This is a genomic window from Bradyrhizobium quebecense (assembly GCF_013373795.3).
In the GTDB taxonomy this organism is placed as follows: Bacteria; Pseudomonadota; Alphaproteobacteria; order Rhizobiales; family Xanthobacteraceae; genus Bradyrhizobium; species Bradyrhizobium quebecense.
The window spans coordinates 173,085-199,883 of the sequence record NZ_CP088022.1; the positions used below are offsets into that span (position 1 = coordinate 173,085).

General features: G+C 62.4%; 28 protein-coding genes. 18 read left to right on the top strand and 10 right to left on the bottom strand.

Going from position 1 to position 26,799, the window contains the following annotated elements; all coding sequences use genetic code 11:
* The first annotated feature begins 157 nt into the window (after nucleotides 1-157).
* A complete protein-coding gene (locus HU230_RS00950; protein WP_176533367.1) occupies nucleotides 158-328 on the top strand; it encodes a hypothetical protein in 171 nt (56 codons plus the stop codon).
* A gap of 265 nt (nucleotides 329-593) precedes the next feature.
* Here the strand turns inward: HU230_RS00950 and HU230_RS00955 are convergent, their stop codons facing one another.
* From HU230_RS00955 to HU230_RS00965, 3 genes are all read right to left on the bottom strand, one after another.
* Nucleotides 594-842: a hypothetical protein gene (locus HU230_RS00955; protein ID WP_176533366.1), complete on the bottom strand. Its 249-nt coding sequence runs from the start codon at nucleotides 840-842 to the stop codon at nucleotides 594-596.
* Nucleotides 843-910: 68 nt separating this feature from the next.
* Nucleotides 911-2,494 (bottom strand): bifunctional aminoglycoside phosphotransferase/ATP-binding protein, encoded by a 1,584-nt coding sequence (locus HU230_RS00960; RefSeq protein ID WP_176533365.1) that lies wholly within the window; start codon nucleotides 2,492-2,494, stop codon nucleotides 911-913.
* Nucleotides 2,491-3,474 (bottom strand): zinc-dependent alcohol dehydrogenase family protein, encoded by a 984-nt coding sequence (locus HU230_RS00965; protein ID WP_176533364.1) that lies wholly within the window; start codon nucleotides 3,472-3,474, stop codon nucleotides 2,491-2,493. The genes HU230_RS00960 and HU230_RS00965 overlap by 4 nt, the downstream gene beginning before the upstream one ends.
* A gap of 131 nt (nucleotides 3,475-3,605) precedes the next feature.
* Here HU230_RS00965 and HU230_RS00970 point away from each other — a divergent pair, with 131 nt between their 5' ends.
* The 3 genes from HU230_RS00970 (at nucleotide 3,606) to HU230_RS00980 (ending at nucleotide 7,383) form a co-directional block, all read left to right on the top strand.
* Nucleotides 3,606-4,079, top strand: coding sequence for an Hsp20/alpha crystallin family protein (locus HU230_RS00970; protein WP_176533363.1), 474 nt, complete (start codon nucleotides 3,606-3,608; stop codon nucleotides 4,077-4,079).
* A 74-nt stretch (nucleotides 4,080-4,153) separates the two neighbouring features.
* A complete protein-coding gene (locus HU230_RS00975) occupies nucleotides 4,154-4,630 on the top strand; it encodes a CBS domain-containing protein (RefSeq protein WP_176533362.1) in 477 nt (158 codons plus the stop codon).
* Nucleotides 4,612-7,383, top strand: a complete 2,772-nt coding sequence (locus tag HU230_RS00980; RefSeq protein WP_176533361.1) for a bifunctional acetate--CoA ligase family protein/GNAT family N-acetyltransferase — start codon at nucleotides 4,612-4,614, stop codon at nucleotides 7,381-7,383. Before HU230_RS00975 ends, HU230_RS00980 begins: the two co-directional genes overlap by 19 nt.
* Here HU230_RS00980 and HU230_RS00985 read toward each other — a convergent pair.
* Nucleotides 7,353-7,763, bottom strand: a complete 411-nt coding sequence (locus tag HU230_RS00985; protein WP_176533360.1) for a hypothetical protein — start codon at nucleotides 7,761-7,763, stop codon at nucleotides 7,353-7,355. The two genes, HU230_RS00980 and HU230_RS00985, sit on opposite strands and share 31 nt — an antisense overlap.
* 179 nt (nucleotides 7,764-7,942) lie before the next feature.
* On the opposite strand from HU230_RS00985, the gene HU230_RS00990 reads away from it, so the two are divergent.
* From HU230_RS00990 to HU230_RS01000, 3 genes are read left to right on the top strand one after another with little or no spacing between them, the layout of a single operon-like run.
* Nucleotides 7,943-9,055 (top strand): MlaE family ABC transporter permease, encoded by a 1,113-nt coding sequence (locus HU230_RS00990; RefSeq protein ID WP_224942809.1) that lies wholly within the window; start codon nucleotides 7,943-7,945, stop codon nucleotides 9,053-9,055.
* Between the two features lie 2 nt (nucleotides 9,056-9,057).
* Nucleotides 9,058-9,795: an ABC transporter ATP-binding protein gene (locus tag HU230_RS00995; protein WP_176533359.1), complete on the top strand. Its 738-nt coding sequence runs from the start codon at nucleotides 9,058-9,060 to the stop codon at nucleotides 9,793-9,795.
* 18 nt (nucleotides 9,796-9,813) lie between these two features.
* A complete protein-coding gene (locus HU230_RS01000; RefSeq protein WP_176533358.1) occupies nucleotides 9,814-10,923 on the top strand; it encodes an ABC-type transport auxiliary lipoprotein family protein in 1,110 nt (369 codons plus the stop codon).
* An 82-nt stretch (nucleotides 10,924-11,005) separates the two neighbouring features.
* On the opposite strand, the gene HU230_RS01005 is transcribed toward HU230_RS01000, so the two are convergent.
* The 3 genes from HU230_RS01005 to HU230_RS01015 all read right to left on the bottom strand — a co-directional run bounded on the left by HU230_RS01005 (nucleotide 11,006) and on the right by HU230_RS01015 (nucleotide 15,366).
* Complete coding sequence (locus HU230_RS01005; RefSeq protein ID WP_176533357.1) at nucleotides 11,006-12,190, bottom strand: acetate/propionate family kinase; 1,185 nt, start codon at nucleotides 12,188-12,190, stop codon at nucleotides 11,006-11,008.
* Nucleotides 12,191-12,216: 26 nt separating this feature from the next.
* Nucleotides 12,217-14,628, bottom strand: coding sequence for a phosphoketolase family protein (locus HU230_RS01010; protein ID WP_176533356.1), 2,412 nt, complete (start codon nucleotides 14,626-14,628; stop codon nucleotides 12,217-12,219).
* A 480-nt stretch (nucleotides 14,629-15,108) separates the two neighbouring features.
* Complete coding sequence (locus HU230_RS01015; protein WP_176533355.1) at nucleotides 15,109-15,366, bottom strand: hypothetical protein; 258 nt, start codon at nucleotides 15,364-15,366, stop codon at nucleotides 15,109-15,111.
* A gap of 146 nt (nucleotides 15,367-15,512) precedes the next feature.
* Between HU230_RS01015 and HU230_RS01020 the strand changes: the two genes are divergently transcribed.
* Together HU230_RS01020 and HU230_RS01025 are read left to right on the top strand one after the other, a co-directional pair.
* Nucleotides 15,513-15,809 (top strand): hypothetical protein, encoded by a 297-nt coding sequence (locus tag HU230_RS01020; RefSeq protein ID WP_224942810.1) that lies wholly within the window; start codon nucleotides 15,513-15,515, stop codon nucleotides 15,807-15,809.
* A gap of 243 nt (nucleotides 15,810-16,052) precedes the next feature.
* Nucleotides 16,053-16,346 (top strand): hypothetical protein, encoded by a 294-nt coding sequence (locus HU230_RS01025; protein WP_176533354.1) that lies wholly within the window; start codon nucleotides 16,053-16,055, stop codon nucleotides 16,344-16,346.
* Nucleotides 16,347-16,348: 2 nt separating this feature from the next.
* Here HU230_RS01025 and fixJ read toward each other — a convergent pair whose 3' ends face one another.
* The 3 genes from fixJ to HU230_RS01040 form a co-directional block, all read right to left on the bottom strand.
* Complete coding sequence (gene fixJ, locus HU230_RS01030) at nucleotides 16,349-16,957, bottom strand: response regulator FixJ (protein WP_176533353.1); 609 nt, start codon at nucleotides 16,955-16,957, stop codon at nucleotides 16,349-16,351.
* On the bottom strand, nucleotides 16,954-18,384 hold the full coding sequence (locus HU230_RS01035; protein ID WP_176533352.1) for a PAS domain S-box protein: 1,431 nt from the start codon (nucleotides 18,382-18,384) through the stop codon (nucleotides 16,954-16,956). The genes fixJ and HU230_RS01035 overlap by 4 nt, the downstream gene beginning before the upstream one ends.
* Before the next feature lie 330 nt (nucleotides 18,385-18,714).
* Nucleotides 18,715-19,071, bottom strand: a complete 357-nt coding sequence (locus HU230_RS01040) for a hypothetical protein (RefSeq protein ID WP_176533351.1) — start codon at nucleotides 19,069-19,071, stop codon at nucleotides 18,715-18,717.
* A 699-nt stretch (nucleotides 19,072-19,770) separates the two neighbouring features.
* Between HU230_RS01040 and HU230_RS01045 the strand changes: the two genes are divergently transcribed.
* From HU230_RS01045 to ccoG, 9 genes are all read left to right on the top strand, one after another.
* Complete coding sequence (locus HU230_RS01045) at nucleotides 19,771-20,520, top strand: CBS domain-containing protein (protein ID WP_176533350.1); 750 nt, start codon at nucleotides 19,771-19,773, stop codon at nucleotides 20,518-20,520.
* Nucleotides 20,517-20,726 (top strand): hypothetical protein, encoded by a 210-nt coding sequence (locus tag HU230_RS01050; protein ID WP_176528447.1) that lies wholly within the window; start codon nucleotides 20,517-20,519, stop codon nucleotides 20,724-20,726. Before HU230_RS01045 ends, HU230_RS01050 begins: the two co-directional genes overlap by 4 nt.
* Nucleotides 20,727-20,948: 222 nt before the next feature.
* Nucleotides 20,949-21,176 (top strand): hypothetical protein, encoded by a 228-nt coding sequence (locus HU230_RS01055; protein ID WP_106320070.1) that lies wholly within the window; start codon nucleotides 20,949-20,951, stop codon nucleotides 21,174-21,176.
* Between the two features lie 113 nt (nucleotides 21,177-21,289).
* Nucleotides 21,290-21,868, top strand: a complete 579-nt coding sequence (locus tag HU230_RS01060; RefSeq protein WP_224942824.1) for a hypothetical protein — start codon at nucleotides 21,290-21,292, stop codon at nucleotides 21,866-21,868.
* Entirely contained in the window at nucleotides 21,813-23,435 is a 1,623-nt protein-coding gene (ccoN, locus tag HU230_RS01065) for a cytochrome-c oxidase, cbb3-type subunit I (protein WP_420831885.1), read from the top strand. The genes HU230_RS01060 and ccoN overlap by 56 nt, the downstream gene beginning before the upstream one ends.
* Nucleotides 23,436-23,443: 8 nt before the next feature.
* The gene (gene ccoO / locus HU230_RS01070; protein ID WP_176533347.1) at nucleotides 23,444-24,178 is read left to right on the top strand and encodes a cytochrome-c oxidase, cbb3-type subunit II; all 735 of its coding nucleotides are present in this window, start codon (nucleotides 23,444-23,446) and stop codon (nucleotides 24,176-24,178) included.
* Nucleotides 24,179-24,188: 10 nt separating this feature from the next.
* Entirely contained in the window at nucleotides 24,189-24,353 is a 165-nt protein-coding gene (locus tag HU230_RS01075; protein WP_050402627.1) for a cbb3-type cytochrome c oxidase subunit 3, read from the top strand.
* 6 nt (nucleotides 24,354-24,359) lie between these two features.
* Nucleotides 24,360-25,232 (top strand): cytochrome-c oxidase, cbb3-type subunit III, encoded by an 873-nt coding sequence (ccoP, locus tag HU230_RS01080; RefSeq protein WP_176533346.1) that lies wholly within the window; start codon nucleotides 24,360-24,362, stop codon nucleotides 25,230-25,232.
* 96 nt (nucleotides 25,233-25,328) lie between these two features.
* Nucleotides 25,329-26,786 carry a cytochrome c oxidase accessory protein CcoG gene (gene ccoG / locus HU230_RS01085; protein ID WP_176533345.1) on the top strand — a complete coding sequence of 486 codons (1,458 nt, stop codon included), beginning with the start codon at nucleotides 25,329-25,331 and terminating at the stop codon, nucleotides 26,784-26,786.
* Nucleotides 26,787-26,799 lie beyond the last annotated feature (13 nt).

Sequence of the window (26,799 nt, forward strand, 5' to 3'; positions counted from 1 at the left end):
GGCCAGCTGTCGCCTTGGAGGGGCTTGATCTGCAGCAAAGTCCAGCGGTGCCAAGTCCTTATGGTAGCAACGTCGCCCGCAGGATTGAGGGTCTGGCTCAACGTTCCGGGAGCGAAATTCGCGGGCCATGAGCCGCGCCCGTCTGCAGGAGAGAGCCGTGAGTCTCATTATTCGAATTCTCTTCATACTCGCGGGGTTCGTCGCAGCGCTGTTTGTCGCGCGCGATACCCTCAACTTCGACATCATGCAGATGTTCGTCGTCGTTCTACTCGTAACCGGACTTCTGATGGTCGGTGCTCTCTGGAGTGTGTGGCGGCGCCAGGCGTAACCGTCCACCATTCGCGTGAGTGGCGACGCTCCAGCATAGCGACTCGGCTCGCTGCAATCCTGCAGCGCTGTTGCTCTTTGGAAGCGCCGGATCGGCTCACGTCGACGAGGCTTGAACGTCTGCTTCGAGCCCAACCGCGGATCGCCAGCTTGCGGATGATCTTTCATGCGAATGCACCGAGGGCCGGCCCTGCAAGGTCGGCCCTCGATGCATAGCAGACGTCAAGGCAAGCTAAGTTAAGCTAAGCTAAGCGAGTGCGCTCATTCTAGCGTCCGACGGTAGCGTCACGACCGGTGAAGGCTATCAGCAGCAACGACAGCGCAGACGCCGCTGCCACAAAGGCTGCGGTCCAGGCTGCCGCCGATACGACAAAGGCCGCCTCAAATCGCCAAGCCAGAAGCGGCTCGGTCGAGGCAAGCGGCATCGCGTCGGGGAAGAACCAGTTGTAGAATACAACAAGCGCCGCCGTAGCGATGGCGCTTCCGGCAAAAAGAAGACCCAATGCGCGGTTCATAGCATCCTCCTGTTCTCGTGAAAGGATGCTGACAGACTTCGCCGGTTCGACCAATTCCGGATATTCCCTTAGGGGGCGTTCCGCACGTCGGAAGGCCACGGTTCGTTTTGAAAACAGGACATGCTGCGGTGGAGTGTCGTGGCGGCCGAACCGGAGGCGTCCACGATTCCCCAATCGATGTCGCCGGTATCAATCTTTGCTTGGGCGTTGACAACGTCGACCGTCGCATCGGAGGCGTCGTGCCGTCGCGATGCGACACGTTGCAGCCGCGCGGCGTCATCGGCAGTCAGAAATATCCCGCTGAATTCGACCCTGGCGCTGCGGGCAACGGCTTTTGCGGCGTCGCGTTCGGCTTGCTGCAGGAATACGGCGTCGAGGATAACCGAGATTCCTTGCGCCAAGGCGTGCCCGGCACGATCGAGCATGGCCTGGTAGACGCGGTCGGATGCTTCGGGAGTGTAAGTCTCGGGCGGCAGTGTGGCGTGCTCGGCGACGTGATAGAGCTGCTTGCGAATGACATCCGATCGCAGAACCAGGGCGCCCGGGGGCGGCGCGATCAGATGCGCCATGTCGCGCGCCAGCACGCTCTTGCCGGTACCGGACTTCCCGCCAATTGCAAGCAGGCGGGACGGCGCCGGTTCAATGAGCCGGCGTGCAAGCTGGAAATACCGTTTTGCGTGGGCGGTGATCGTTTGATCGCTTTGGTATTGTCGCTGCTTGGTGAAGAGCACGTTGGCGCGTATTCCAGCGCGCATCGACAGAAACAGCGGTAGCAAGGACAGCGCGTTCGATTGCGCATCCCAGGTGGCTTGCACGTAGCTGTTGAACAATCTGTTGGCCGTCGACTCCTGCCCAAAGTACAGCAGGTCCATCACGGGGAATGCGAGGTCATAGAGGACGTCGGTCGTCGCGATATTGGGGTCAAACTCGATCGCATCGAACAGAACGGGCTGGCCGTCGAGCAGGACGATGTTGCCGAGATGTGCGTCGCCGTGACAATGCCGGACCTGCCCAGCGGCGGCGCGGCGGCGCAGCAGTTCGAGGTTGCGCGCGAGGGCCTGATGACTCAGTTCGTGCAATCTATCGATTTCCTCTCGGGAGAGAACCGGCTCGGCGCAAAACTGCTCCGTATTGCGCTTGATGATGACAGGGAGCGAGGCAAGCCATGGAGATCCTTCGCGTCCGGTTGCGGTCCGATGGGATTCGAGCAGGATGGCGGCCAGTCTCTCGCCAAGCTCCGGCCGGATTGCATCTTGCTCGGCAAGATGATCGAGCGTCTTGTTTTCGTCGAAGCGAGCCATTTCGACGGCCCATTCGACAACCGGTCCGGTCCCCCCGACCGCAAGCCCATCGCGCCCGCGCGTGATCGGAACCACCCTGTGATAGATGGCGGGGGCGTTGCGCTTGTTGATGGCGATCTCATCCTCGCAGGCGCGCCGCCGCTTCTCCAGTGTCGAGAAGTCGAGATAAGGCAGCTTGACAGCTCGCTTGATCTTCAGAACACGCGAAGGTTCGAGAAAGACGATCGAACAATGGGTGTCGATCCGCTTTACCGGCACGGTCGGCTGGCCAGACCCGGCTAGGAACGACAATACAGCGGCTTGGCCAGTCTCGCCTGTGGCCGCGTCGGGTGTTGATGTCGGCGTCGTCATGGTTTCAAAACGGCTGCGCCGACGAGCTTGCCGTCCCGCAAGCGCGCCAGTGCTTCATTCGCCTGTTCCAAGGGAAAGACGGTGACGTGTGTCCGGATTCGAGCTCTTGCCGCCGTCTTGAGAAAGTCGACGCCATCTTGTCGCGTCAGGTTGGCAACGGAAACGATCTGCCGTTCACCCCAAAGGATGTCGTAGGGAAAGCTCGGAATATCCGACATGTGAATGCCGGCACAGACCACGCGTCCGCCTTTGCGCAGCGTGCGCAGCGCGAGCGGGACAAGCGGCCCGGTCGGGGCGTAGATGATTGCGGCATCAAGCTCGGCCGGCGGCCGATCTCCCGAAGCGCCGGCCCAGCATGCGCCGAGCGATAAAGCCAAGTGCTGGGCCTCGGTGTCGCCCGCACGGGTGAAAGCGTACACATCCCGCCCTTGCCAACGCGCCACTTGCGCGACGATATGTCCCGCCGCGCCAAAGCCGTAGATGCCGAGTTTGCGGCCGTCGCCAGCCATCACCAGGGAGCGCCAGCCGATCAGGCCGGCGCAGAGCAGCGGTGCAAGCTCCGCGTCCTCGCCGTCTTCACCGAGCGGAAAGCAGTAGCGCGCGTCTGCCACCAGGTGGGTGGCAAAGCCGCCGTCCCGCGTATAGCCGGTGAACAGGGGGGCGTCGCAGAGGTTTTCCTTGCCTTCCCGACAGTAGGGACAGTGCCCGCAGGTCGATCCAAGCCAAGGGACGCCGACGCGTGTGCCAAGATGCGCATGGTCTACGCCGTCACCGATCGCATCGATACGGCCAACCACCTCATGGCCGGGAACGATCGGATAGGCGATGTCGGGCAGTTCTCCGTCGACGACATGCAGGTCGGTGCGGCAAACGCCACAGGCGCCGACCTTGACGCGGACCTCGCCCGGTCCCGGAAGTGGGTCGGGCCGTTCCGTATATTGCAGCCGCGCGCCTCGCGCGGGCAGGATCATGGCGTGCATGACGGGACTCGCTTGGGTCTGTGCCCCTCCTTTGATCACATGACATTGGCCCGGTTTTGATCCCGGTCAACAGCCGAGTGGCTGCTCCTGACTAATGTTGGCATGCGAGCGACACTCAAAAGGAGGTACTGATGGTCAACGACATGATCCCCGTTCGAACCGAGCGCGCCGTGGCGCGGCGGGAGGGCAACCCCTTCACATTTCTGCAGCAGGAAATCGATCGGCTGTTCGATGGACTCGGCCGCAATTTTCCGGCATTCGCCGCGCCGCCGGCAATGATGCCGCGCATGGACGTCAGCGAGACCGACAAGACCGTCGAGATCTCCGCCGAACTGCCCGGCCTCGAGACCAAGGACGTTCAGCTCAACCTCGCCGACAACACCCTCACGATCCGGGGCGAGAAGAAGAGTGAGCGCGAGGAGAAGGACAAGGACTATCACCTGATCGAGCGCAGCTTCGGCGCGTTCTCGCGGTCCGTTGCATTGCCCGAGGGCGTCAAGGCGGAGGACGTCAGCGCCGAAATCGCCAAGGGCGTGCTCAAGGTCACCGTCAAGAAGCCGGCTCCCAAGCAGAGCAGGCAGATCGACATCAAGACGGCGGCGTAGCCGCCCTGCCGGGCGCGCCGCTCGTCAGGCAGCGACGCGCCCACGAAATAACCATCCATCCAAGGGGATCAGCCATGTACGAGTTTCTTCAGGAAACCGTCGCGAGCAACATGACGAGGTCGGTACGAAGCGTCGCTCCCGAAATGACCGTCAGCGACTTGTACCGGTTGTTCGCAAAAGACGACTATGACGCCTATCCCGTGCTCCGCGACGATGTCGTGGTCGGGTTCGTCACGAAACTCGACGCCCTGAAAGTGTTCGCCTGTCCGACAGATCACATCTTGCCACGTTACGACGATCGGATGGGAACGACGGTCGATGAGATCATGTCGTCCGATGTGATCGCGGTTGAGCCGGACACAAGTCTGCAGCGTGTTCTGCAGATGATGGTAGCACATCGGCTCAAGAGCCTGCCCGTGATTGACAACTATCGCCACCTGGTCGGGATCATTGCTCGCGAGGATGTCATGCGGGCGCTGGCACGCTGCACGAAGCGGCAGGCGCCTCCGCTCGTTCCTTGCGAGACCGTCCGATGTCTACGTTTGGCCTAGAACGGGTTCTTTCGCCTCGAACGGTCGCACTTGTCGGCGGCAGTTCGCGTCCATCTTCGCTCGGCCTGGCGGTGCTCATGAACCTCAAGGCGTGCGGCTTTTCCGGCCGCATCGCCGTGGTCAATCCGAACTACGCCGCGATCGACGGCGAGATTACGTCCCCGGATCTCAAGTCACTTCCATTCGTTCCGGACCTCGTTGAGATCACGGCGCCCGCGGCCGCGATTCCCGGAATCGTCTCGGACGCTGCCGCGGTCGGTGTCGCCGGTGCGGTGATCCTGTCCGCCGGCCTCGGGCACGGCGCCGGCTCGCTTGCCGAGACGGTCGCGCTGACGGCGCGCATGCACGGCATGCGCCTGATCGGGCCGAACTGTCTCGGCGTCATGGTGCCGCGCGCAAAGCTCAATGCGAGCTTTGCCGCGCATCAGCCCGCCGAAGGGCGTCTTGCCCTGATCTCGCAGTCCGGGGCCGTCGCTGCAGCGATGATCGAATGGGCGGCAGAGCGGCGGCTCGGCTTCTCCGGCATCGTATCGATCGGAGACCAGCTCGACGTCGATGTCGCTGATTTGCTCGACTATTTCGCGCAGGACGATCACACCACCGCGATCCTGCTCTACCTCGAGGCCGTCAAGGACGCGCGCAAATTCATGTCGGCCGCGCGCGCCGCGGCGCGGCTCAAGCCACTGATTGTCGTGAAAGGGGGCCGGATGGCCCAGGGCGCCAAGGCCGCCGCTACCCATACCGGCGCGCTGGCCGGTTCGGACGCGGTCTATGATGCAGCGTTCCGCCGGGCCGGCATGCTGCGCGTGTACGACCTTCGGGAATTGTTCGACTGCGCCGAGTTGCTCGGCCGCGGCTTCGTTCCGCACGGCAACCGGCTGTCGATCTTGACCAATGGCGGCGGGCTCGGCATCCTCGCGATCGACCGGCTTGTTGAGCTCGGGGGTGTTCCAGCGAGCCTGTCGGCGGAGACGATTGCGGCGCTCGATCGGGTTCTGCCGCAAGGTTGGTCTCGCGCCAACCCCGTCGACATCTCCGGCGATGCCGATGCTGCCCGCTACGTATCTGCGCTCGACGTGCTGCTCGGGGACGCCAACAGCGACGCTGTGCTGGTCATGAATGTGGAAACGGCGGTCGCGCCGACCGAAGGAATCGCCGAAGCGGTGGCACAATGCGTTCGTGACCGTCGGACCAGGAAGAGTGACGTCGCCGCGCTGGTGCTTGCATCGTGGGATGGTGCCGATGAGCGCACCGCGGCAACCTTTGAAGCTGCCCGCGTCCCGCATTTTCCTACCGAAGATGACGCGGTGCGCGCTTTCATGTACCTGGTGCGATACCGCGAAGCCTCCGTCGCACTGACCGCAACCCCGCCCAGTATCGCCTCGACGTTTACGCCGAAAACGGCGGCGGCAAGGAGCGTGATAGGGAAGACGCTGTCTGAAGGGCGGGAATGGCTCGACCCGGCCGAGATCGTCGCCTTGTTTGAGGCTTACGATATTCCGATCGTTCCCACCGTCGCCGCCCGTGACGCCGACGATGCCGCAGACAAGGCCGCGCCGTTTCTGGCCCAGGGACTTGCGGTTGCGGTCAAGGTGTTCTCCCGCGACATCAGCCACAAGTCCGATGTCGGCGGCGTCATCCTCGGCTTGCGGACGCGCGAACGTGTCGCCGAGGCAGCGAGGGCAGTGTTGTCGCGCGCGCGGCACGCGCGGCCGGATGCCGTCCTGCAAGGCGTGACGATCCAGCCGATGATCGAGCGGCGGGCGGCGCGTGAGCTGATCCTCGGCATTGCCGACGATCCGACCTTTGGTCCCGTGGTCGTGTTTGGCCGCGGTGGCACCGCGGTCGAGGTGATCAACGACAAGGCGCTGGCGCTGCCACCGCTCGACATGAACCTGGCGCGCGACCTGGTGAGCCGGACACGGGTCTCGCGGCTCCTGGCGGCCTATCGCGATGTACCCGCTGTCCCGGCCGAGGTCGTGCCCCTCACCCTCGTCAAGCTGGCGCAGATGGCGGCCGATATTCCGGAAGTCGCAGAGCTCGACATCAATCCGCTACTGGCGGACGAGGCCGGCGTGCTGGCGCTCGACGCACGCGTGGCCGTCCGCAAGCCGGCGCGGCTGTTTGCCGGCCAGACTCGCCTCGCGGTGCGGCCTTACCCGTCGCAATGGGAAGGAGAGCTTGCCCTGAGGGACGGCTCGCGCGTCGTGATAAGACCGTTGCGGCCGGAAGATGAGCCCATGGTCGAGAGCTTCTTCAGGCGTGTAACGGCCGAGGATCTCAGGCTTCGGTTCTTCCAGGCAATGAAGAATTTTTCGCATGCGTTCATTGCGCGGCTGACCCAGCTCGACTACGCGCGTGCGATGGCCTTTGCGGCGCTGGATCCGAGCACCGGCGCCATGGTGGGAGCAGTCCAGCTTCATTCGGACTCGCTCTACGAGAATGCCGAATACGCTATCCTGCTGCAGTCCGACCTCAAGGGCAGAGGATATGGGTGGGCGCTGATGCAGCTTCTGATTCAGTATGCGAGGTCGGAAGGGCTGAAGCGGCTGTCGGGTGAAGTGCTGGCCGAGAACACCACCATGCTGAACATGTGCCATGAACTCGGGTTCACCGCCGTGACAGAGCCGACCGACCACCGGATCGTCAATGTCGTCCTCGACCTCTCCCTTTCAGCGGTGGATGCCTTGGGGGCCGACATCCTGATCCGGCGCAGTCGCGATCAAAGCGGCGTGACGGAGACGACCCGATAGGGGTGCATGCCGTCCGCCTCATGAACGGAAACGTATTCGCCGAGCCGAAAGCGCTCGTTGCCGAAATGATATCCGGCTTCATCGGCTGTCGAACCGGTCACGTCGTAATGGAAGCGCCAGCTGCCGCCCGGACCATGAACGAGGTGACCGAGCTGATCGTCTTCCGTGGGGCGCTGACGAACGACGCGGCAAGCCTCGCGATGGGTTTTCCAGGTCTCGACATCGATCCGCGATGCCGTGTCGAGCGGGGCAACGATGATATAGCCGATCGCGGGCGCGCCCTCGGGGTGATCATGCTCGCGCGCGCGCTCGAGCCGAACCTGCCTGAACGAGTGCGGCAACGCAGTGTTTTGCAGAGGCGTGAAGGCGGCGCGATTCATCAGAAATCTCCCTGAACGTGCCCAAGCTGCCGGGCAATTTGTTCAATTCTAGAGCCGCGGCGCGCCAAACCGTTGATTTGGGTCAAGCGCATGTCTGGGGCACGGTGAAGCCGATTGCGCTGGGTCAAACACAACCTTCTCCAGCAGCCTAAGGTAAGCCCCAAATTGGAGTCAGAATCTTGCTCAACGCCCCGGCCCTGACAGCGAATGCGGACGATCCGCGCGTGCTTACCGCATGTGGGGCCTGGAACGTTGCCAACGTCGAAGCGCTGGAGCGGCTGTGTACGAACGCCGCGCGCACCGACATCGGCTCGATCGATGTGCGTCGCGTCACCGCGCTCGACACCGTCGGGGCCTGGCTTCTTGAAAGGCTCGCCCGCGGCGGTGCGGCCAGGGCAGCGCTCACCGGTGCAGATGGTCCATATGGCGACCTGCTGGAAGAGGTGCGAGGGCTGAACCGTGGGCACCCCGCCGAACGCAGATCAGTCAACCCCGTGCTGCAGAAACTCGATCAGCTCGGCCGCGGCAGCAGGCGGTTGGCGTCTGATTCGGCGGCATTCCTGCACATGCTCGGCGCCTTCAGCGCAGCGCTGCTCGGCATTTTCAGGCATCCGCGATCGTTCCGGTTGACGTCGACCGTCTATCAGCTCGGCCGGGTGGGCTGGCAAGCGGTGCCGATCATGGTGCTGATCACGTTCCTGATCGGCGCCATCATTGCTCAGCAAGGCATCTTCCATTTCCGACGCTTCGGCGCGGAATCCTATGTCGTCGACATGGTCGGCATCCTCGTGCTGCGCGAGATTGGCGTGCTGATCGTGGCCATCATGGTGGCTGGGCGCTCGGGCAGCGCCTATACGGCCGAGATCGGCGCGATGAAGATGCGTGAGGAGATCGATGCGCTCAGCACCATGGGGCTCGATCCTGTCGCAGTCCTGATTCTGCCGCGGATCCTGGCACTGGTGGTGGCGCTGCCGATTCTCGCCTTCCTCGGCTCGCTCGCAGCGCTCTATGGCGGCGGGCTCGTCGCCTGGCTCTATGGCGGCATGAGTCCGGCGATCTTCATCGCACGCCTTCACGACGCGGTTTCAGTCACTCATTTCGAGGTCGGTATCATCAAAGCGCCATTCATGGCGCTCGTGATCGGGCTTGTCGCGGCGGTGGAGGGATTGAGCGTCAAGGGCAGCGCGGAGTCGTTGGGGCAGCAGACGACGGCGTCGGTCGTGAAATCGATCTTCCTGGTGATCGTGCTCGACGGATTGTTCGCGGTCTTCTTTGCTTCGATCGGGATGTAGCCATGGTCGACACGCCAGCGATCCATATCCGCGACCTCGTGGTCGGCTTCGGCGAGAAAATCATCCTCGATCATCTCGATCTCGACGTGAACGATGGCGAAATTCTCGGCCTCGTGGGCGCGTCGGGCGGCGGAAAGTCGGTGCTGATGCGGACATTGGTCGGTCTGCTTCCGAAGCGGAGCGGGCAGATCGATTTCGTGGACGACAGCGATGACGAACGCCGCTGGGGCGTGCTGTTCCAGCAGGGAGCGCTGTTCTCGGCCTTGACGGCTCGCCAGAACATCCAATTTCCGTTGCGCGAGCGTGCGCGGCTTTCCCCGGGGCTGCTGGACGAAATTGCGGACGCCAAGCTCGAGATGGTCGGCCTGACGCGCGAAGACGGGGACAAGTATCCGTCCGAGCTCTCGGGCGGCATGACCAAGCGGGTTGCGCTCGCGCGGGCACTGGCGCTCGACCCCTCGCTCTTGTTTCTCGATGAGCCAACGTCCGGGCTCGATCCCATCGCTGCAGGCGAATTCGATACCCTGATCCGGACGCTACATCGGACGTTGCGCTTCACTGTGTTCATGGTGACGCACGACTTGAACAGCCTGCAAGCCATCTGCGACCGCGTCGCCGCGCTTGCCGACGGCAGGATCGCGGCCATCGGGCGGCTGTCATCGGTGCTCAAGTCCGATCACCCCTGGGTCCAGGCTTACTTTCACGGAGCCCGGGCGCAGAAGCTTGGCCTCGGCAATTAGGCAGAGAGAGAGACGCAAATGGAAATCCGCGCGCCCTACATTGTCGTTGGTGCATTCGTATTGTCGGCAATCGTCGCCGTGTTCGGCTTCGTCTACTGGCTGAACAATTTCGGTGGGATCGGAAAGCGGGAGACATACCAGCTCGTGTTTACCGACCCCGTGCCTGGCCTGCTCGTCGGGGCGGGCGTTCTCTTCAACGGTATCCGCGTCGGCGAGGTCACGGCCCTTGAACTGGTCCCGGAACGCCCGCGCGAGGTTCGCGCCGGGATCGCAGTCGCCGAGCGCACGCCGGTGCATACCGATACGCGTGTCGGCCTCGACTTCCAGGGGTTGACTGGTGTCCCGGTGATCGCGCTGGAAGGCGGTGATGATCCCCAGGCGCCGCCGGCGCGCGAACCGCTGGTGGCCGAAAAGGGGGCCGGGCGGAGCATGACGCAGGCCGCCCGCGATGCGCTACGCCGGGTCGATGCCGTCCTGTCCGACAACGCCGCGCCGCTGCACAGCACGATCGACAATCTCAGCACGTTCGCTGAAGGGCTCGCGCGCAATACGCCGAAGCTCGATGGAATTGTGGCCGGACTCGAACGCATGACCGGCGGCGGTGCGCCCGCGCCGCGCAAGGTGGCGTATGACCTTCACGCGGTGGACAGCTTCGGCGCGCAACGCCATGCGAAGCTGCCCGAGCAGCTGGTGATGGCGGAGCCGACCGCGATCGCCCGCCTCCAGACCCAGCGCTTCTTGTTCACGCCGGATGAGGAAATTCAGGGATTCGAAGGTGCGCAGTGGAGCGATAGTCTCCCGGTGCTGGTGCAGGCGCGGTTGCTGCAGAGCTTCGAGAATTACGACGTCGAGCATGCGCCACTGCGCGCCGACAGCGGCGTAGAAGGTGCGCCGCGTCTGCTGATCGACCTGCGCCGGTTCGAAATCGTGTGGGGACCTCAACCGCGCGCGACGATCTCGTTGTCCGCGAAGATCGTGGATCGAAATGGGCAGGTAAAGGCTGCAAAGCTTATCGAGGGATCCGAAGGAATTAGCTCGCTGACGCCGTCCGAGGCGGCCGCCGCATTCGATAAGGCTTTCGGCACCCTCGCGAGGGAGCTCGTGATGTGGGTTGCGGCGACGGACTGAACCGGATCGTTGCAGCGTCTCACAACGAACGTCCTGGATCAGACTTGCTCGGCGGCTGCCGCCAAGCCAAGGTCGTCTCGACCTAACGACCTGTGACCAGCAGGCTGCGGCAGTGCCGCGCAATACTGACTTCCTCATTGGTCGGAATGACCAGTACGTCGACCGGGTTGCCCTTCGCGGCGATACGCTGCGCGCCCTGAGCATTTGCGGCTGCATCGATGCTGACCCCGAGCCAGGAGAGGCGATCGCAGATGCGCTGCCGTATTTCCGGGGCGTGCTCGCCGATGCCGCCGGTGAACACCAGGCCATCGAGGCCGGCGAGGGTATTTGCCATCACGGCGACTTCTGCGGCGACACGAAATGTGAAGAGATCGACGGCTTCGCGAGCCGCAGGATCGTGGCTCGCCAGCAGGGCGCGCATGTCGGCTGACACCCCGGAGACGCCGAGCAGACCCGAACGTTCGTACAGCAGGTGCTGCACGTCATCGACCGACATTTTCTCTTCCTGCATGAGATAAAGCAGCACGCCGGGGTCGATCGTTCCACAGCGTGTCCCCATCACGAGACCGTCGAGTGGGGTCAATCCCATCGTGGTGTCGACGCTGTCGCCCTTTCGCAAGGCACAGAGGCTCGCGCCATTGCCGAGGTGTGCCACGACGACGCGCTTGTCGGCCCAATGCGGGGCGATCGCGGCGAGCCGGCTGGCGACGTATTCGAAGGAGAGGCCGTGGAAACCGTAGCGGCGGATGCCACGCTGCTCAAATTGCCGCGGAATGGCAAAGCGGCTCACCGGCGGCGCCAGGCCGTGATGAAAGGCCGTGTCGAAGCAGGCGATCTGCGTCAGCTCCGGCTGCAGTGACTGCACGGCCCGGACCGGCGCAAGACAGCGCGGCTGGTGTAGCGGCGCCAGCGGCGTCAACGCCTCCAGCGCAGCGAGAGTCTGCCCTGCGATGACGACCGGCCCGTAGAACTCGCGGCCGCCATGGACGATGCGATGGCCAACGGCGGCGAGCCTTCCGCCGTCGAGATAGTCCTCGATCCAGGCAAATATATCACCGAACAGACCGTTGTCTTCCAACGTGCCGCTCGCGCGGCGCTTCTCGAACAGCTGCCTGCCCGAGGCATCGCTCACCACGATGCGCGGGACCTTCTCCTGCTCGTCAAGCAGGCCCTTGCATTGCAGCTCTGGCTCGGACGGCGCGATGTCGAACAGGCCGAACTTGATGCTGGACGAGCCGGCGTTAAGCACCAGGACGCTGTCGGACATGGGTGGTCTCTCTCGCGTTCGCTGCCTCAGTCAACGGATTTGTGACCTGTCGCTCCATAGGGCCAGATCCAGTCACGGATTTGCGGCATGTCCTCGCCATGCTCGCGCACGTAGCGCGTATGCTCGATCAGGGCGTCACGGAACTGCTGCTTGACGTGGGCGGCCGCGATGTCGAGCCCCGGCACGCGTTCGATTGCTTCGATGGCGAGATGGAAGCGGTCGAGGCCATTCAACACCACCATGTCGAACGGCGTCGTGGTGGTGCCTTCCTCCGCAAAGCCCCGCACGTGCATTCCGTCGTGATTGGTGCGGCTGTAGGTCAGGCGATGGATCAGATAGGGATAGCCGTGATAGGCGAAGATGACAGGCTTGTCGCCGGTGAACAGGCTGTCGAAGTCGCGGTCGGACAGGCCGTGCGGATGCTGCTCCGTCGGCTGCAGCGTCATCAGGTCGACCACGTTGACGACGCGGATATTCAATTGCGGCAGCGCCTTGCGGAGCAGATCGACGGCGGCGAGCGTTTCCAGCGTCGGAACGTCGCCGGCGCAGGCCATCACCACGTCTGGCTCGGCGTTGACTGCTTCGGTGCCGGCCCATTTCCAGATGCCGATGCCCGCTTCGCAATGGGTCATTGCATCGCGCATCGAAAGCCATTGCGGCGCGGGTTGCTTGCCGGCGACAATCACATTGATGCGGTCATAGGTGCGCAGGCAGTGGTCTGCGACCCAGAGCAGGGTGTTCGCATCAGGCGGGAAGTAGACGCGGACGATGTCGGCCTTCTTGTTGGTGACGAGATCGACGAAGCCGGGATCCTGATGACTGAATCCATTGTGGTCCTGACGCCAGACATGCGAGGTGAGGAGATAGTTCAACGACGCGATCGGCCGCCGCCAGGGCAGCGCGCGCGAGACCTTCAGCCATTTGGCATGCTGGTTGAACATTGAATCCACGATGTGGATGAAGGCCTCATAGCAGGAGAAGAAGCCGTGGCGGCCGGTAAGCAGGTAGCCCTCGAGCCAGCCTTGGCAGAGATGCTCGCTTAGGACCTCCATCACGCGGCCGTCATGGGCGAGGTGGACGTCATAAGGTTCGATGCCCTCCATCCAGACTCGGTCGGTGGCCTCGAAGACCGCGTCGAGACGGTTGGATGCGGTTTCGTCCGGACCCATGATGCGGAAATTGCGGGCCTCCGCATTCAGCTCTACGACCTCGCGCAAGAATTTGCCGAGTTCTCGCGTGGCTTCGGCGACGGCGTCACCCGGAGCGGTGACCTCGACCGCATGCGCACGGAAATCCGGCAGCTTCAATTCCCGCTTCAGGAGGCCCCCGTTGGCGTGCGGGTTGGCCCCCATCCGACGGTCGCCTGCGGGCGCAAGGGCTTGCAATTCAGGTACGAGCCGGCCGTTCGAATCGAACAGCTTGTCGGGCTCGTAGGTGCTCATCCAATGTTCGAGCAGTTTCAGATGCTCGGGGTTGCCGCGCGGGTTGGCGATCGGCACCTGATGTGCACGCCAGAAGCCTTCGACCTTCAGCCCGTCGACTTCCTTCGGTCCGGTCCAGCCCTTCGGGCTGCGCAGCACGATCATCGGCCATCGCGGTCGCTTAAGGCCGCCGGTCTGCTGGTGCGCGGCTTGCTGGATCGAGCGGATGCCGGCGAGCGCGGTATCGAGCGTGTCGGCCATCAACCGATGCATGGCATGCGGATCGTCGCCTTCGACGAACAGCGGCTCGTAGCCGTAGCCGATGAAGAGGCTGCGGACTTCCTCATCATCCATCCGCCCAAGCACGGTGGGATTGGCAATCTTGTAGCCATTGAGGTGCAGGATTGGCAGCACCGCGCCGTCCTGCACCGGGTTCAAGAATTTGTTGGAATGCCAGGACGCCGCGAGCGGACCGGTCTCCGCCTCGCCGTCGCCGACGACGCAAACGGCAATCAAATCGGGGTTGTCGAACACTGCGCCATACGCGTGAACCAGTGCATAGCCGAGCTCACCGCCTTCGTGGATCGAGCCGGGCGTCTCCGGCGCCGCGTGGCTTGGAATGCCGCCGGGGAAGGAGAATTGGCGGAACAGCTTGCGCAAGCCGTCCGTATCGCGCGTCACCTCCGGATAGATTTCGGTGTAGGTGCCTTCGAGATAGGTGTTCGCAACCATACCGGGACCACCATGGCCGGGACCGCAAATATAGATGACGTTGAGGTCGGAAGCGCGGATTGCGCGATTGAGGTGGGCATAGATGAAATTGAGCCCAGGCGTGGTGCCCCAATGCCCGAGCAGGCGCGGCTTGATATGCTCCGGCTTCAGCGGCTCTTTCAGGAGGGGATTCGCAAGCAGATAGATTTGTCCAACGGAAAGGTAATTGGCGGCGCGCCAATAACGGTCGAGCAGCTCAAGATCATTCGTGCGTGCTTGCTCGTTTGGAGTGGTCGCAGATTGCATGTCGCTCTCCAGGGATTCAAAGATGACCTCGGACGCCGCTATCGGTTCCACGTTAGAGGGCGAATATGACGGGAATGGCTTGAGCCAGCTCAAAGATGCACGCCAATTCGGGCCGCAACGCCCACGTTCCTCCCAACGTCCATCAACACGGGACGTTCAAGGAACGGAAAGCTCGATGTCGGAAACGGAACCCCACGAGGTCAGTTTCGCTCGCGCTCCAGGAGTTCCGGTGATGCGTCGCTTCGTGAGCATTGCCTGCGCTGGTGCGGCGCTCCGCGGTCGAGGACAACATCCATCACCTGCCTGCGCTCTGTCGTCAGCTCGCGCGGTGGGACAAAAAGATGCCCGGCAAAAGCGAGCCGGGCATTAAATACCGAGACAACATCACGGGAGTATGGGTGCTCGTCCTGGTAGCTTGAGATATAGGCATGCGGCGGCCCGGGGCGGTTTGATCCAGCGCAAGGAACCGAAGATTGCGCCTCACCGCAAATGGAGAGCGGATGGTTCTTGCTCCAGGTCGTTTGGCACCATTCCATATGTCCGCAGCACGGTGGTTCTCGTCTCCGGATAGCCGGTACAGACGATAGCTGCGGCACCAGCGTGGCCGAATGTCTTCCATAAGTGCTTGGCATGCTCTATCGCCGCTGCAGGGCTGCCGCACTTGGCCTGCTGGCCCGGAACGAGCCCGCCATCGGTCCGGTCGTACGGCAGGGCAATGAATTGCGTGATCCCGTCCATTGGTGCCCCTTTCTCGTTCGGTCGATGTCACCCAGCAAAGCATTGTGCGGTGACAGCCATTTTGATCTGCCTCAGCTCATTTCGTTTGATCCGGATCAAGGCGGAATAGGCGCATCTCGTCGCTGTTGATGGGTTCGAAAGGGAGCTTGCTTGCCATTGAGCTTCCTCCTCTCGAACATGGGCTGGTCAGGGTCATGGGAAACCTCGTGTATTTTCCGGAATCGCGTCGGGCGAACCACGAAGAGGTTGCGTCGAGAGCGGACATTCGCCATTCCTTCCGTCAAGCGTTGTTGATGCTCGAACTGCAACTGCTCCAGATCGGCGGCCTGGTCGCCGTGTGTCCGGCCGGAGGGGCCAGGACGAAGCTGCAGCAGCAGCACGACCAACTACTTGGTCGCCTTGCGGTCACGCGACAGCATGCGCGAGCGCTGATCGGCGATTGATGTCGGCCCACATTGCGGGCGGCACCGTTCGCCGAGGCGCGACATTTCATCGGATTGACGATAGATCGTCCCGCTCGTCGCCATGCGAAAAATGAGCCTTGCTGCAGGATTTCGATAGGGGATTTTACGTGAGTTAAATCTCGCCGCCCAATAGTCCGCGCAGCCCCAGTGGCCGATATTGACTTGCCCACGCCCAGGTCAGATCGGGCAACCCGTTTGCGGTAAATCAGTTGGTGAAAAGCGATGAATTTCAGGATCTCTCTGGCGCAGCGCATCTACGCAATTGTTGGGCTGAGCTTTTGCGGGCTGACCGGGCTGGCCGCTATCCAGGCGGTATCGATCGAGTGCGCATTGCCGGACGCAGCGACAGGCGAGCCCGTCGAACTGGAGATTGATGGGCTCTCGTTCCGACTTGGCGGTGTCGTAGCGCGTATGGATCCCGGGTCGGTATTGATTAACCTGAATCAGTGGCCGGAAACTGCGCAAAAGTTGGCTGCGGTGCTCTGGAGCGGGCGTGCGCGCTCGGCAGCAGCTTAAGGTTAAAGCCCGGCAGCGATCGCGATCCGCATCAGCTCCGACATGCTGCGCACGTTGGTCTTGGCCATCAGATTTGCTCGATAGACCTCGACCGTGCGCGGGCTGATGCCAAGGTCATGGGCGATCACCTTGTTGATCTTGCCCGCCACCAGCCCTCGCAAGACATCACGTTCGCGCGGCGAGAGGTCCACCAGACGAGCTTCAGCGTCGCGCTTGACCGTTTCGTCGGCCGGTGCCGCGGACTGTGTTTGCAGAGCCTCGCGGATCGCACGCAACAGCGCTTCGTCCTCGAACGGCTTTTCGATGAAGTCAACCGCGCCAGCCTTCATCGCCTCGACCGCAAGTGCGACGTCACCATGGCCAGTCATCAGAATGACGGGGCATGCCGCTGCGTCAGCCTTGAGTTTGCGGACCAGTTCGAGGCCGCTCATGCCGGGCATGCGTATGTCGCATACGATGCAGTCGACCGTGCTGCTCTTGAGATGATCGAGAAAACTGGTTGCCGTCTCATAAGTCGTTACGGCAAAGCCGTTGACATCGAGCAGGAATGCCAGTGAGTCCCGCATCGCCGGATCGTCGTCGATGACAAGAATTGTATGCCGCGTCGTCATGCTTCTTCTCCGTCCTCCGCGAACGGGAGGATGAACTGAAAAACCGTGCCGCCTCCGGAGTTTGGCATCACATCGATGCGTCCACCATGGGATTCGATGATGGTCCGGCAGATCGAGAGGCCGACGCCCATGCCATGCTCCTTTGTCGTGATAAAGGGCTGAAACAGGCGGTCGGCGATGTCAGGGCTGATGCCCGGACCGGTATCGGCAATGGTGAACGTCGCTACACCGTTAGTCTTGGTGACGCCGACGGTCAATTCGCGGCGCGGGCTGGAGGCCATCGCCTCGATCGCATTGCGAATCAGGTTGAGCACGACCTGCTGAATCTGGATCTTGTCGACGATGATCGAGGGCATGTCCCGGTCGCTGCGGATCGCGAACCTGACTCCCTGCTCCTTGGCGCCGAGCAGCGCCAGTGCGACAGCCTCTTCGAGCAGGGTGGCGGGGCTCTCCAGGGAGTGTTGGGTCTCGCCTTTGGCAACGAATTCGCGCAAGCGCTTGATGATGTCGCCGGCTCGCAGCGCTTGCTGTGCGGCCCGCTCGAGCGCGTCACGAATTCGTGTCGCGTCCGGTGTCTCCGGCGTCAGCAGCCGGCTCGCGCCGCGCATATAGTTGGTAATGGCGGATAGTGGCTGATTGATCTCATGGGCGATAGAGGACGCCATCTCGCCCATGGCGGTCAGCCGCGACACATGGACCAGCTCGGACTGCAGCTCCTGAAGCCGCCGTTCTTGCGCTCGACGCTCGGTGAGATCGCGGATAAAGCCGGTGAAAAAGCGTTCTCCACGTACCTTGGCTTCGCCGACGGCGAGTTCCATCGGAAAGGTCGAGCCGTCGCTCCGTTCTCCAACCACGATGCGGCCAATGCCGATGATGCGCCGTTCGCCAGTCGTAAGGTAGCGTTCGAGGTACCGGTCGTGCTCGCCGCGATATGGCTGGGGCATCAGCTTCGAGACGTTCTTGCCGACGACCTCGTCCGGTTTCCAGCCAAACAGCCGCTCGGCCGCCGCGCTGAAGGAACGAATAATACCGTGGTCGTCGATGACGATCATGGCGTCAGGGACCGTGTCGAGGATCGACTGTAGGTGGGTCTGGCGATTTCGCGCCTGATCGCTTTCCCTCAAGAGCCGGTCGCCCATGAAGCCGAGGATCGGGCCGAGGATCGCAAAGCAAGCGATATCGATCAGATTCGCAGGTTCAGTAACCAGGCTTGTCCCGAGGAATTTGACGCTGATGACGAGGCAGAGCAGGGTGGTGACGATCGCCGGACCGCGACCGCCGGCGAAAGCGGCAAACAGCACGGCGGGCACATAGATGATCGTGAAGGCTCGGTCGTCGAAATAATTATCAAGCCCCGCGCGCACTGCGAATACGAGCGCGGCCGCTGCCACGGCAGTGCCATAGCGGTACCAGATGCGATCGGACATATTTCCCCGGCGAAGCCCTCAGCTGGATCAATACTACAACGTCCGGACGGCCGAAGCCACCGGCCGTTCGGTACGAGCTGGCCAAGACGGCGGGGACAGGTCTATCTGATCCAGGCGCGCCAATGCGTCGGCTGCACCATGACGCGTTCGGCGGTCGCCGCCTTTACCCAGCCGCCCGGGACGCGGCGGCATGGAAAGACGAGCTTGTGAATGGCATTACCCTCGATCACGGCGAGTTCAAGATCTCGACCGAAGGGGGCCACCGCGACCCCCTCCCATGTCGTGCTGACGCCTGCCTCGGGGCGTTCGGGAGCGTCGCGTGCTGGCACGTCAGGCAGCCTTCTGAGTACCCTCGTCGACACTGCTGGTCTTTCGTGCGAGCAGGTTCAGCTCGATCGTGCCCAGCGAACGTGCGGTCTCGATCGCGTACGTCGCGTCGTTCGCCCCGCGCGCGGTGACGCCTTTGGCCCAGTCCTGCAGGGCAGTGATCTTCTCGGCCACCGAGGCGGTGGAATTGAACCTGCGGAAAAGCTCCCAGGCTTCGTTCGATTCGATCTGGATCTGCTCGAACCAGTGCTGGTTTGCCTCGATCAGTTTCTCCGAGAATTCCGACTGGACCGCCATCGCCTGCTTCGCGTAGCTCTGGACGGCGTCGGAGACGGGACGGGCTTCGCTATGGTCTGTCATGTCCAAAATCCTTCGTTGAAGAAACTATTGTTTCTCATGCCGGCCGCCTGCGCGTTGACGCGCGTCAACTTGATGGTGGTTTCCGGCCCGCGCTGGTTCTCGTGACCAGGCTAGCTGCGCGTGGGACTGACGACGGCACCGGTTCGCAGATTGATGAAGTGGACGCCGTCGCAGGCAGCGCAGGAGATCGAGTGCAGCTCGTCAGCCAGGGGCTCGGATGCGTCGGCGGGGAGCAAGCCTTGAACCCGATCGCCGGTATTGGGACACGAGAAGATGATGGGGCGCCAAGCCCTTATGTCTGCCATTTGCACGATCCTGACGGATAAGCATCCTTAACGGTGGCGCGGCGCTCCGGTTTTGATGCAGGTCAAAATTCCGGCCGGGTGGTCGGATCGGGGCAGGCGGCGGCCTAGAACGGTCGGCGCCGACGGAGCTGGTGGGTGCTTGACCTGGCGGGCTGCCTTAGCGGCCGCCTTGGCGGCAAGCGCATCCAGGCGAACGTCACGACGACAATCGCCAGCACTCCCATCGAGGCAAGCAGGTTCTGCAACATGAATTTGATCTCCTGACAGGGCAGCAGCATCGTCGATCATCGGTCGCGTCGCCTTGATTTCCGTCAAGCGCAGGCGTTGAGGGAGATCAAAGCAGATGAGCCGATTGCGTGTGACCTTGGTGGCGAGCGATGGAAGGAGATCAGCAATGCGCGCACATCAGATCATGGCGAGACACGTCATCACTGTCGGAACCGAGGCATCCATTCTCGATGCCGCGAAGCTGATGATGGATCACCATATCAGTGGCCTGCCAGTGGTCGATGCGGCTGGAAGACTGGTCGGCATCCTGTCGGAGAGCGACTTTTTGCGGCGAAGCGAGATCGGCACGCAACGCCGGCGTGGCCGCTGGTTTCAGTTCCTTCTCGGCTCCGGCTATGCGGCCGCGGACTTCGTCCACGAGCGCGGCCGGAAGGTCGGAGAGATCATGTCGAGCGATCCCGTCACCGTGACGGAAGAAACGCCCTTGCCCGATCTGGTCGATCTCATGGAGAAGAGGGGCGTCAAACGGTTGCCAGTGATGCGCGACGGGCGCCTCGTTGGCCTCGTAACACGTGCGGATCTGCTGCGGGCCGTAGCATCCGTCGCGCACCAGATTCCGGATCCCACGGCGGATGACACGCACATCCACGATCGCATCGTGCGGGCACTCGATGGTGCAAACTGGTGCCCGCTCGGGCTGCAAGTCTCGGTGCGCAACGGCGTGGTGCATCTCCGCGGAGTTATCATGGATGAGCGGGCGAGGCAGGGAGCGATTGTCGCCGCGGAGAATGCCGCGGGCGTCAAGGAAGTGCACGATCACCTGTGCTACGTTGATACCTGTTCCGGCTTCTATATCCAATCCGCGGAAGACGAACGAGCGGCTGCCGCGAAAGCTGCGAAGGAGAGGGCAGGATGATCGCTCGTCCCGCAATCCTGTTGTTCCCGTTGATCGCGACCGCAGTGGTCAGCGCAGAAGTCGTGGGATTCGCCGTAACGTTACTTGCGATCTGCCTGATCGTCGGCTTCGCGATCGTTGCCTCCGGTTGGACCGTCAACGGCAAGACGACGTCAATACCGGCAGTCCGGCCGTCATCCGCAGACTGGAAATCCCACCGCAAATAGCAGCTCCCGTCCGGTTTTGTTTGCGGATCTCGTGAGCTGCGCGTCACGATAAGTGCGCGGCTCATGGACGTTGTGGTCGGATCGCTGATGGCTCAGCTCGCATTCGCGATCCTCCACAATGCGACATCTGCTCCTGCACGACATTCTTGCGAAAGATCAATACCGGCATCGCGCACTCATGGCAGCTTAAACAACAACCAACCCAGCCCATGCGAGGCTACCATGCCATCATTTGACGTTCGTTTCATCAAGACCGTTTGCGACGACACCGGCCATGAACATCGCGCCTGTCAGGCAGCGTTCAAGGTCGACGCCGCCTCGCTTTCCACGGCTGCACAGTTGGCCGAGGCCGACTTCTGCAGACAGAAGGGTGTCCGAGACTGGACGATCTTTGCCGATTCCATGGAGCTTCGGACACCGCCGGCTTTGCCATCAGCCTGGGGCGGCTGACGATTTTTAGGCGGCGATCGCGATCGACTGCCGCGGCATCGGGTTTGACCAAGATCAAATCGGAAATCAGGTTCTTTAGCTAAAGGTGGAGAGCCAAAAAGGGGGTATGAGAAATGACCGATCGATCAGCTGGCAATAGCTCGCCGCAGTTCGAGGGTCTTGTCGGTCGCTTGCGTGCGTTTCTGTCTCGATGCCGCGAATTCGATCTGATGACCGATCGGGAGGTCGACGAGATCGCGCACGAGCTCAATCTCTCGACGTCTGACCTTCGTGCGCTTGCCCGCGAGCGAGGCTCGCCGGAGTTGCTCAGCAAGCGTCTCGAGCATGCAGGTTTGTCCGAACAGATGCTCGCCTCGTCCCATTGCGATGTGTTACGTGATCTACAGCGAGTCTGCGGTCTATGCCGTGAGAAGGCACGTTGCACCGCGGATCTCGCGCGGGAGCGGCGGGCCAGTCCGGCAAAATATTGCCCGAACGAATTGACCCTGACCGCGCTGAGCCGCGGCGCCAGCGGCACGCGGCATGGCGCCGAAATTGATGCCGATCAAACGGCTGGCAGCGAGACTGTGATTTTCATGACGTCATCGCACCCAAAGAAAGCCCCACATGACAGGTCCATCTTCCGTTTCAAAGTCGATGACGATGGGAGAAGCCGGCTTGGCGTCGGTACTCGCAGTTTTTGCATTCGTTAGCTTTCTCGGCGCGGCGATGGGGCACGATACGGCGTTCAGCTTTCACGCGTCGCTTGCTTGCGCCGCCAGCCTGATCTCCGTGATCATGATCGGCAATCGCTACCTTAACCGTCCGGCCGAATTGCCTCCGGCGGAGATCGGCGGGCGCCCCAATTACAATCTCGGCCCAATCAAGTTCGCTTCGGCCATGGCGATGTTCTGGGGCATCGCGGGTTTCACGGTGGGTTTGATCATCGCCATGCAGCTGGCCTGGCCGGCGCTTAACTTCGATCTGCCCTGGACGACATTCGGTCGCCTGCGGCCGCTGCATACGTCGGCCGTGATCTTCGCGTTCGGCGGCAACGTCCTGATCGCTACGTCGTTCTATGTCGTGCAAAAGACCTGCCGCACGCGCCTTGCAGGCGACCTGTCGCCCTGGTTCGTCGTGGTCGGCTACAACTTCTTCATCCTGATCGCCGGCACGGGCTACCTGCTCGGCGTCACCCAGTCGAAGGAATACGCCGAGCCGGAATGGTACGCCGACCTTTGGCTGACGATCGTCTGGGTGACGTATCTGCTCGTGTTCCTGATGACGCTGGTGAAGCGCAAGGAGCCGCATATCTTCGTCGCCAACTGGTTCTACCTGGCGTTCATCATCACGATCGCGGTGCTCCATCTCGGCAATAACCCCGCGCTGCCGGTCTCTTTCCTCGGCTCGAAGTCCTACATCGCCTGGGGCGGTGTGCAGGATGCGATGTTCCAGTGGTGGTACGGCCACAATGCGGTCGGTTTCTTTCTGACCGCCGGCTTCCTGGCGATCATGTATTACTTCATCCCGAAGCGGGCGGAGCGTCCGATCTATTCCTACCGGCTTTCGATCATCCATTTCTGGGCGCTGATCTTCCTCTACATCTGGGCCGGCCCACATCACCTGCACTACACGGCACTGCCGGACTGGGCGCAGACGCTCGGCATGACATTCTCGATCATGCTCTGGATGCCGTCCTGGGGCGGTATGATCAACGGCCTGATGACGCTGTCGGGAGCCTGGGACAAGCTGCGCACTGACCCGGTGCTGCGCATGATGGTGGTGTCGGTCGCCTTCTACGGCATGTCGACCTTCGAAGGCCCGATGATGTCGATCAAGGTGGTCAATTCGCTGAGCCACTATACCGACTGGACCATCGGCCATGTGCATTCCGGTGCATTGGGCTGGGTCGGCTTCGTCTCGTTCGGCGCACTGTATTGCCTTGTCCCGTGGCTCTGGAATCGCCAGCTCTACAGCCTGAAGCTCGTCAACTGGCACTTCTGGATCGCGACGATCGGCATCGTGCTCTACATTTCCGCGATGTGGGTGTCGGGAATCCTGCAGGGCCTGATGTGGCGTGCCTACACCTCGCTCGGCTTCCTCGAATACTCCTTCATCGAATCCGTCGAGGCCATGCACCCCTTCTACATCATTCGCGCGGCCGGCGGCGCGCTGTTCCTGGTCGGCGCCCTGATCATGGCCTTCAATCTCTGGATGACGGTCAACGCCGGCCAAGCCAGCGAAACCGAGGGCGCCGGTGCTCTCCAGCCTGCCGAATAGGTCACGCAATGTCCCTTTGGAATCGACACAAGATCTTTGAGAAGAACTCGATCATCCTGATCGTCGGCATCCTCGTCGTCATTGCGATCGGCGGACTGGTCGAGATCACGCCGCTGTTCTACCTGAAGAGCACGATCGAGGCGGTCGACGGCGTGCGGCCCTATACGCCGCTCGAGCTCGCAGGCCGCAACATCTATGTCCGCGAGGGCTGCTACCTCTGCCACTCGCAGATGATCCGCCCGCTGCGCGACGAGGTCGAGCGCTATGGCCACTACTCGCTGGCCGCCGAGAGCATGTATGACCATCCGTTCCAGTGGGGCTCCAAGCGCACCGGACCTGACCTTGCGCGCGTCGGCGGCAAGTACTCCGACGACTGGCACGTCACGCACCTGATCAATCCACGCTCGATCGTCCCGCAATCGGTGATGCCCGGATACCCGGCGCTCGCCAGGACGGAACTCGACCCATCGGACACCGCGGCCCATCTACGCACGAATCGCGCGGTCGGCGTGCCCTATACCGACGAGCAGATCGCCAACGCGGCCGCGGATCTCAAGGCGCAGGTCGATCCCGACAGCCCCGGCTCCGACGCGTTCCAGAAGCGCTATCCGAAGGCGGTGGTCCGCAACTTCGACGGCAAGGCCGGCAATCCGACCGAGCTCGACGCACTGATCGCCTATTTGCAGATGCTCGGCACGCTCGTCGACTTCAAGCTCTACAACGAAAAAGCCAATCTGCGGTGAGGCCACGAGCATGAAAGCGATCATTCAAGTCGAGAATTTTGCGTCGAGCCTGGTCGGTACACTTTGGACCCCCGTCTTTGTCGGGATCTTCATCGCCATCGTCGTCTACGCGCTTTGGCCCCGTAACAAATCTCTCTTCGATGCTGCAGCCCGGATGCCGCTGCGGGAGGACTGACCGATCATGAGCGAGCACAATGAGATCGACCGCGTTTCCGGCCGCAGCACGACCGGTCATGAGTGGGACGGCATCAAGGAACTGAACACGCCGCTGCCACGGTGGTGGGTCCTGACATTCTATGCAACGATCATCTGGGCGATCGGTTACTGGGTCGTCTATCCGGCCTGGCCACTGGTCTCGGGCTACACCACCGGTCTGTTCCAGTATTCCACCCGTGCCAGTGTCGCGACCGACCTTGCCGATCTCGAGAAGCTGCGCGGCGAGAAGATGGCGGTGCTCGGCAACGCGTCGCTGGCCGACATCGAGAAGGATCCGGCCCTGCTGGCGCTGGCTCGTGCCCGCGGCAAGACCGTGTTCGCCGACAATTGTGCGCCGTGCCACGGCAGCGGCGGCGCCGGCGCGAAGGGTTATCCGAATCTGAACGACGACGACTGGCTGTGGGGCGGCTCGCTTGACCAGATCATGCAGACTATCCAGTTCGGCGCACGTTCCGGACACGCAAAGACCCATGAAGGGCAGATGCTGGCGTTCGGCCGCGACGGTGTCCTCAAGAAGGACGAGATCGTGACCGTCGCCAACTACGTGCGTTCGCTTTCCGGTCTTTCCACCATGCCGAAGTTCGACCCCGCTGCCGGAAAGAAGATATTCACCGAGAACTGCACCAGCTGCCATGGTGACAGCGGCAAGGGCAACCCGGAGCTCGGCGCGCCGAACCTGACCGACCAGATCTGGCTCTACGGCTCCGACGAGGAGACGCTGGTCGAGACCATCACCAATGGCCGCGCCGGCGTCATGCCGGCCTGGGTCAGCCGGCTGGACCCGGTCACCGTCAAGGCACTGACGGTCTATGTGCACTCGTTGGGGGGCGGCAAGTAGCCGCCACCGCGAGGGCGTCCGGGTTCATTGACCGAGGTCAAACCCGGACCTGGTGCAGCGATGTAGGTTTCAACAAGAGCCTCATTCGAGCAATCCATGAACAAGCCCGTGCCCCCTGATAAACTCATAACCGACGAAGACGGGCCGCTTTATGCGCCTCGCAAGAAGGTTTTTCCCCAGAGCGTCTCCGGCCGATTCCGTTCGATCAAATGGCGGCTGATGGCCGTTTGCCTCGGGGTTTACTATCTGTTGCCCTTCGTGCGCTGGCATCGGGGCCTCGGCGCGCCCGATCAGGCGGTCCTGATCGATTTTCCCAACCGCCGCTTCTATTTCTTCTTCATCGAGCTGTGGCCGCAGGAGGTCTACTACTTCACGGGCCTTCTGGTGCTGGCGGCGTTCGCCTTGTTCCTGATGAACGCGCTGGGCGGCCGAATCTGGTGCGGTTATCTCTGCCCGCAGACGGTCTGGACCGATCTGTTCTATGCGGTCGAGCGCCTGGTCGAAGGCGACCGTCGCGCACAGATGAAGGCCGATGCCGGGCCAATGACCGTAAAGCGCGCCGGTCGCCGAGTGCTGAAGCACGCGATCTGGCTGACGATCGCGTGGTGGACCGGTGGCGCCTGGGTGCTCTACTTCGCCGATGCGCCGACCCTGGTGCGCGATCTGGCGGCCTTTCAGGCACCGACGATCGCCTATCTCTGGATCGCGATCCTGACCGCGTCAACCTACCTGCTGGCCGGTTACATGCGCGAGCAGGTCTGCGTCTATATGTGCCCGTGGCCGCGGATCCAGGCCGCACTGACCGACGAATGGGCGCTCAACGTCACCTATAAATACGATCGCGGCGAGCCGCGTTGCTCGGTGAAGAAGGCGTTCGACATCCGAGCGCTCGGCGAGAAGGCCGGCGATTGCATCGATTGCAACCAGTGCGTTGCCGTGTGCCCGACCGGGATCGACATCCGCGATGGCGCGCAACTCGGCTGCATCCAGTGCGGCCTGTGCATCGATGCCTGTGACGCCGTCATGACCAAGGTCAGCCGCAAGACCGGTCTGATCGGTTATGACAACGATATCAACGTTCAGCGACGCATTGCCGGCAAGGAAGAAATCTTCAAGCCCGTTCGCGCTCGCACAGTCGTCTACGCCGGCCTGATCACCGTGGTCTGCGCGGTGATGCTTTACGCGCTGATGTCGCGAACCCTGCTCGACGTCAACGTGCTGCACGACCGCAACCCGATCGCGGTGCGTCTCAGCGACGGCGCGATCCGCAATGGATACACGCTGCGCTTCCTCAACAAGCGCGGCTTCGATCGTGTGATCGCGATCGACGTCGATGGACCGGCCGACGCGAAGTTGCACGTCATCGGTGCGGATTCGGTGACGCCAGACCGTCCGATGATCGTCCTCGGCCGTGATACCACCACCGAACTTCGCGTGCTGGTGACGGCACCGCTAGATGAAAAAGCGGAAAAGTCGGTGCCGGTCACGTTTCGCGTCACCGACATCGGTCTCGGAGAGGTCGCCTCTGCGACCGACCACTTCGTCCTTCCATAACGATGGAATCCTG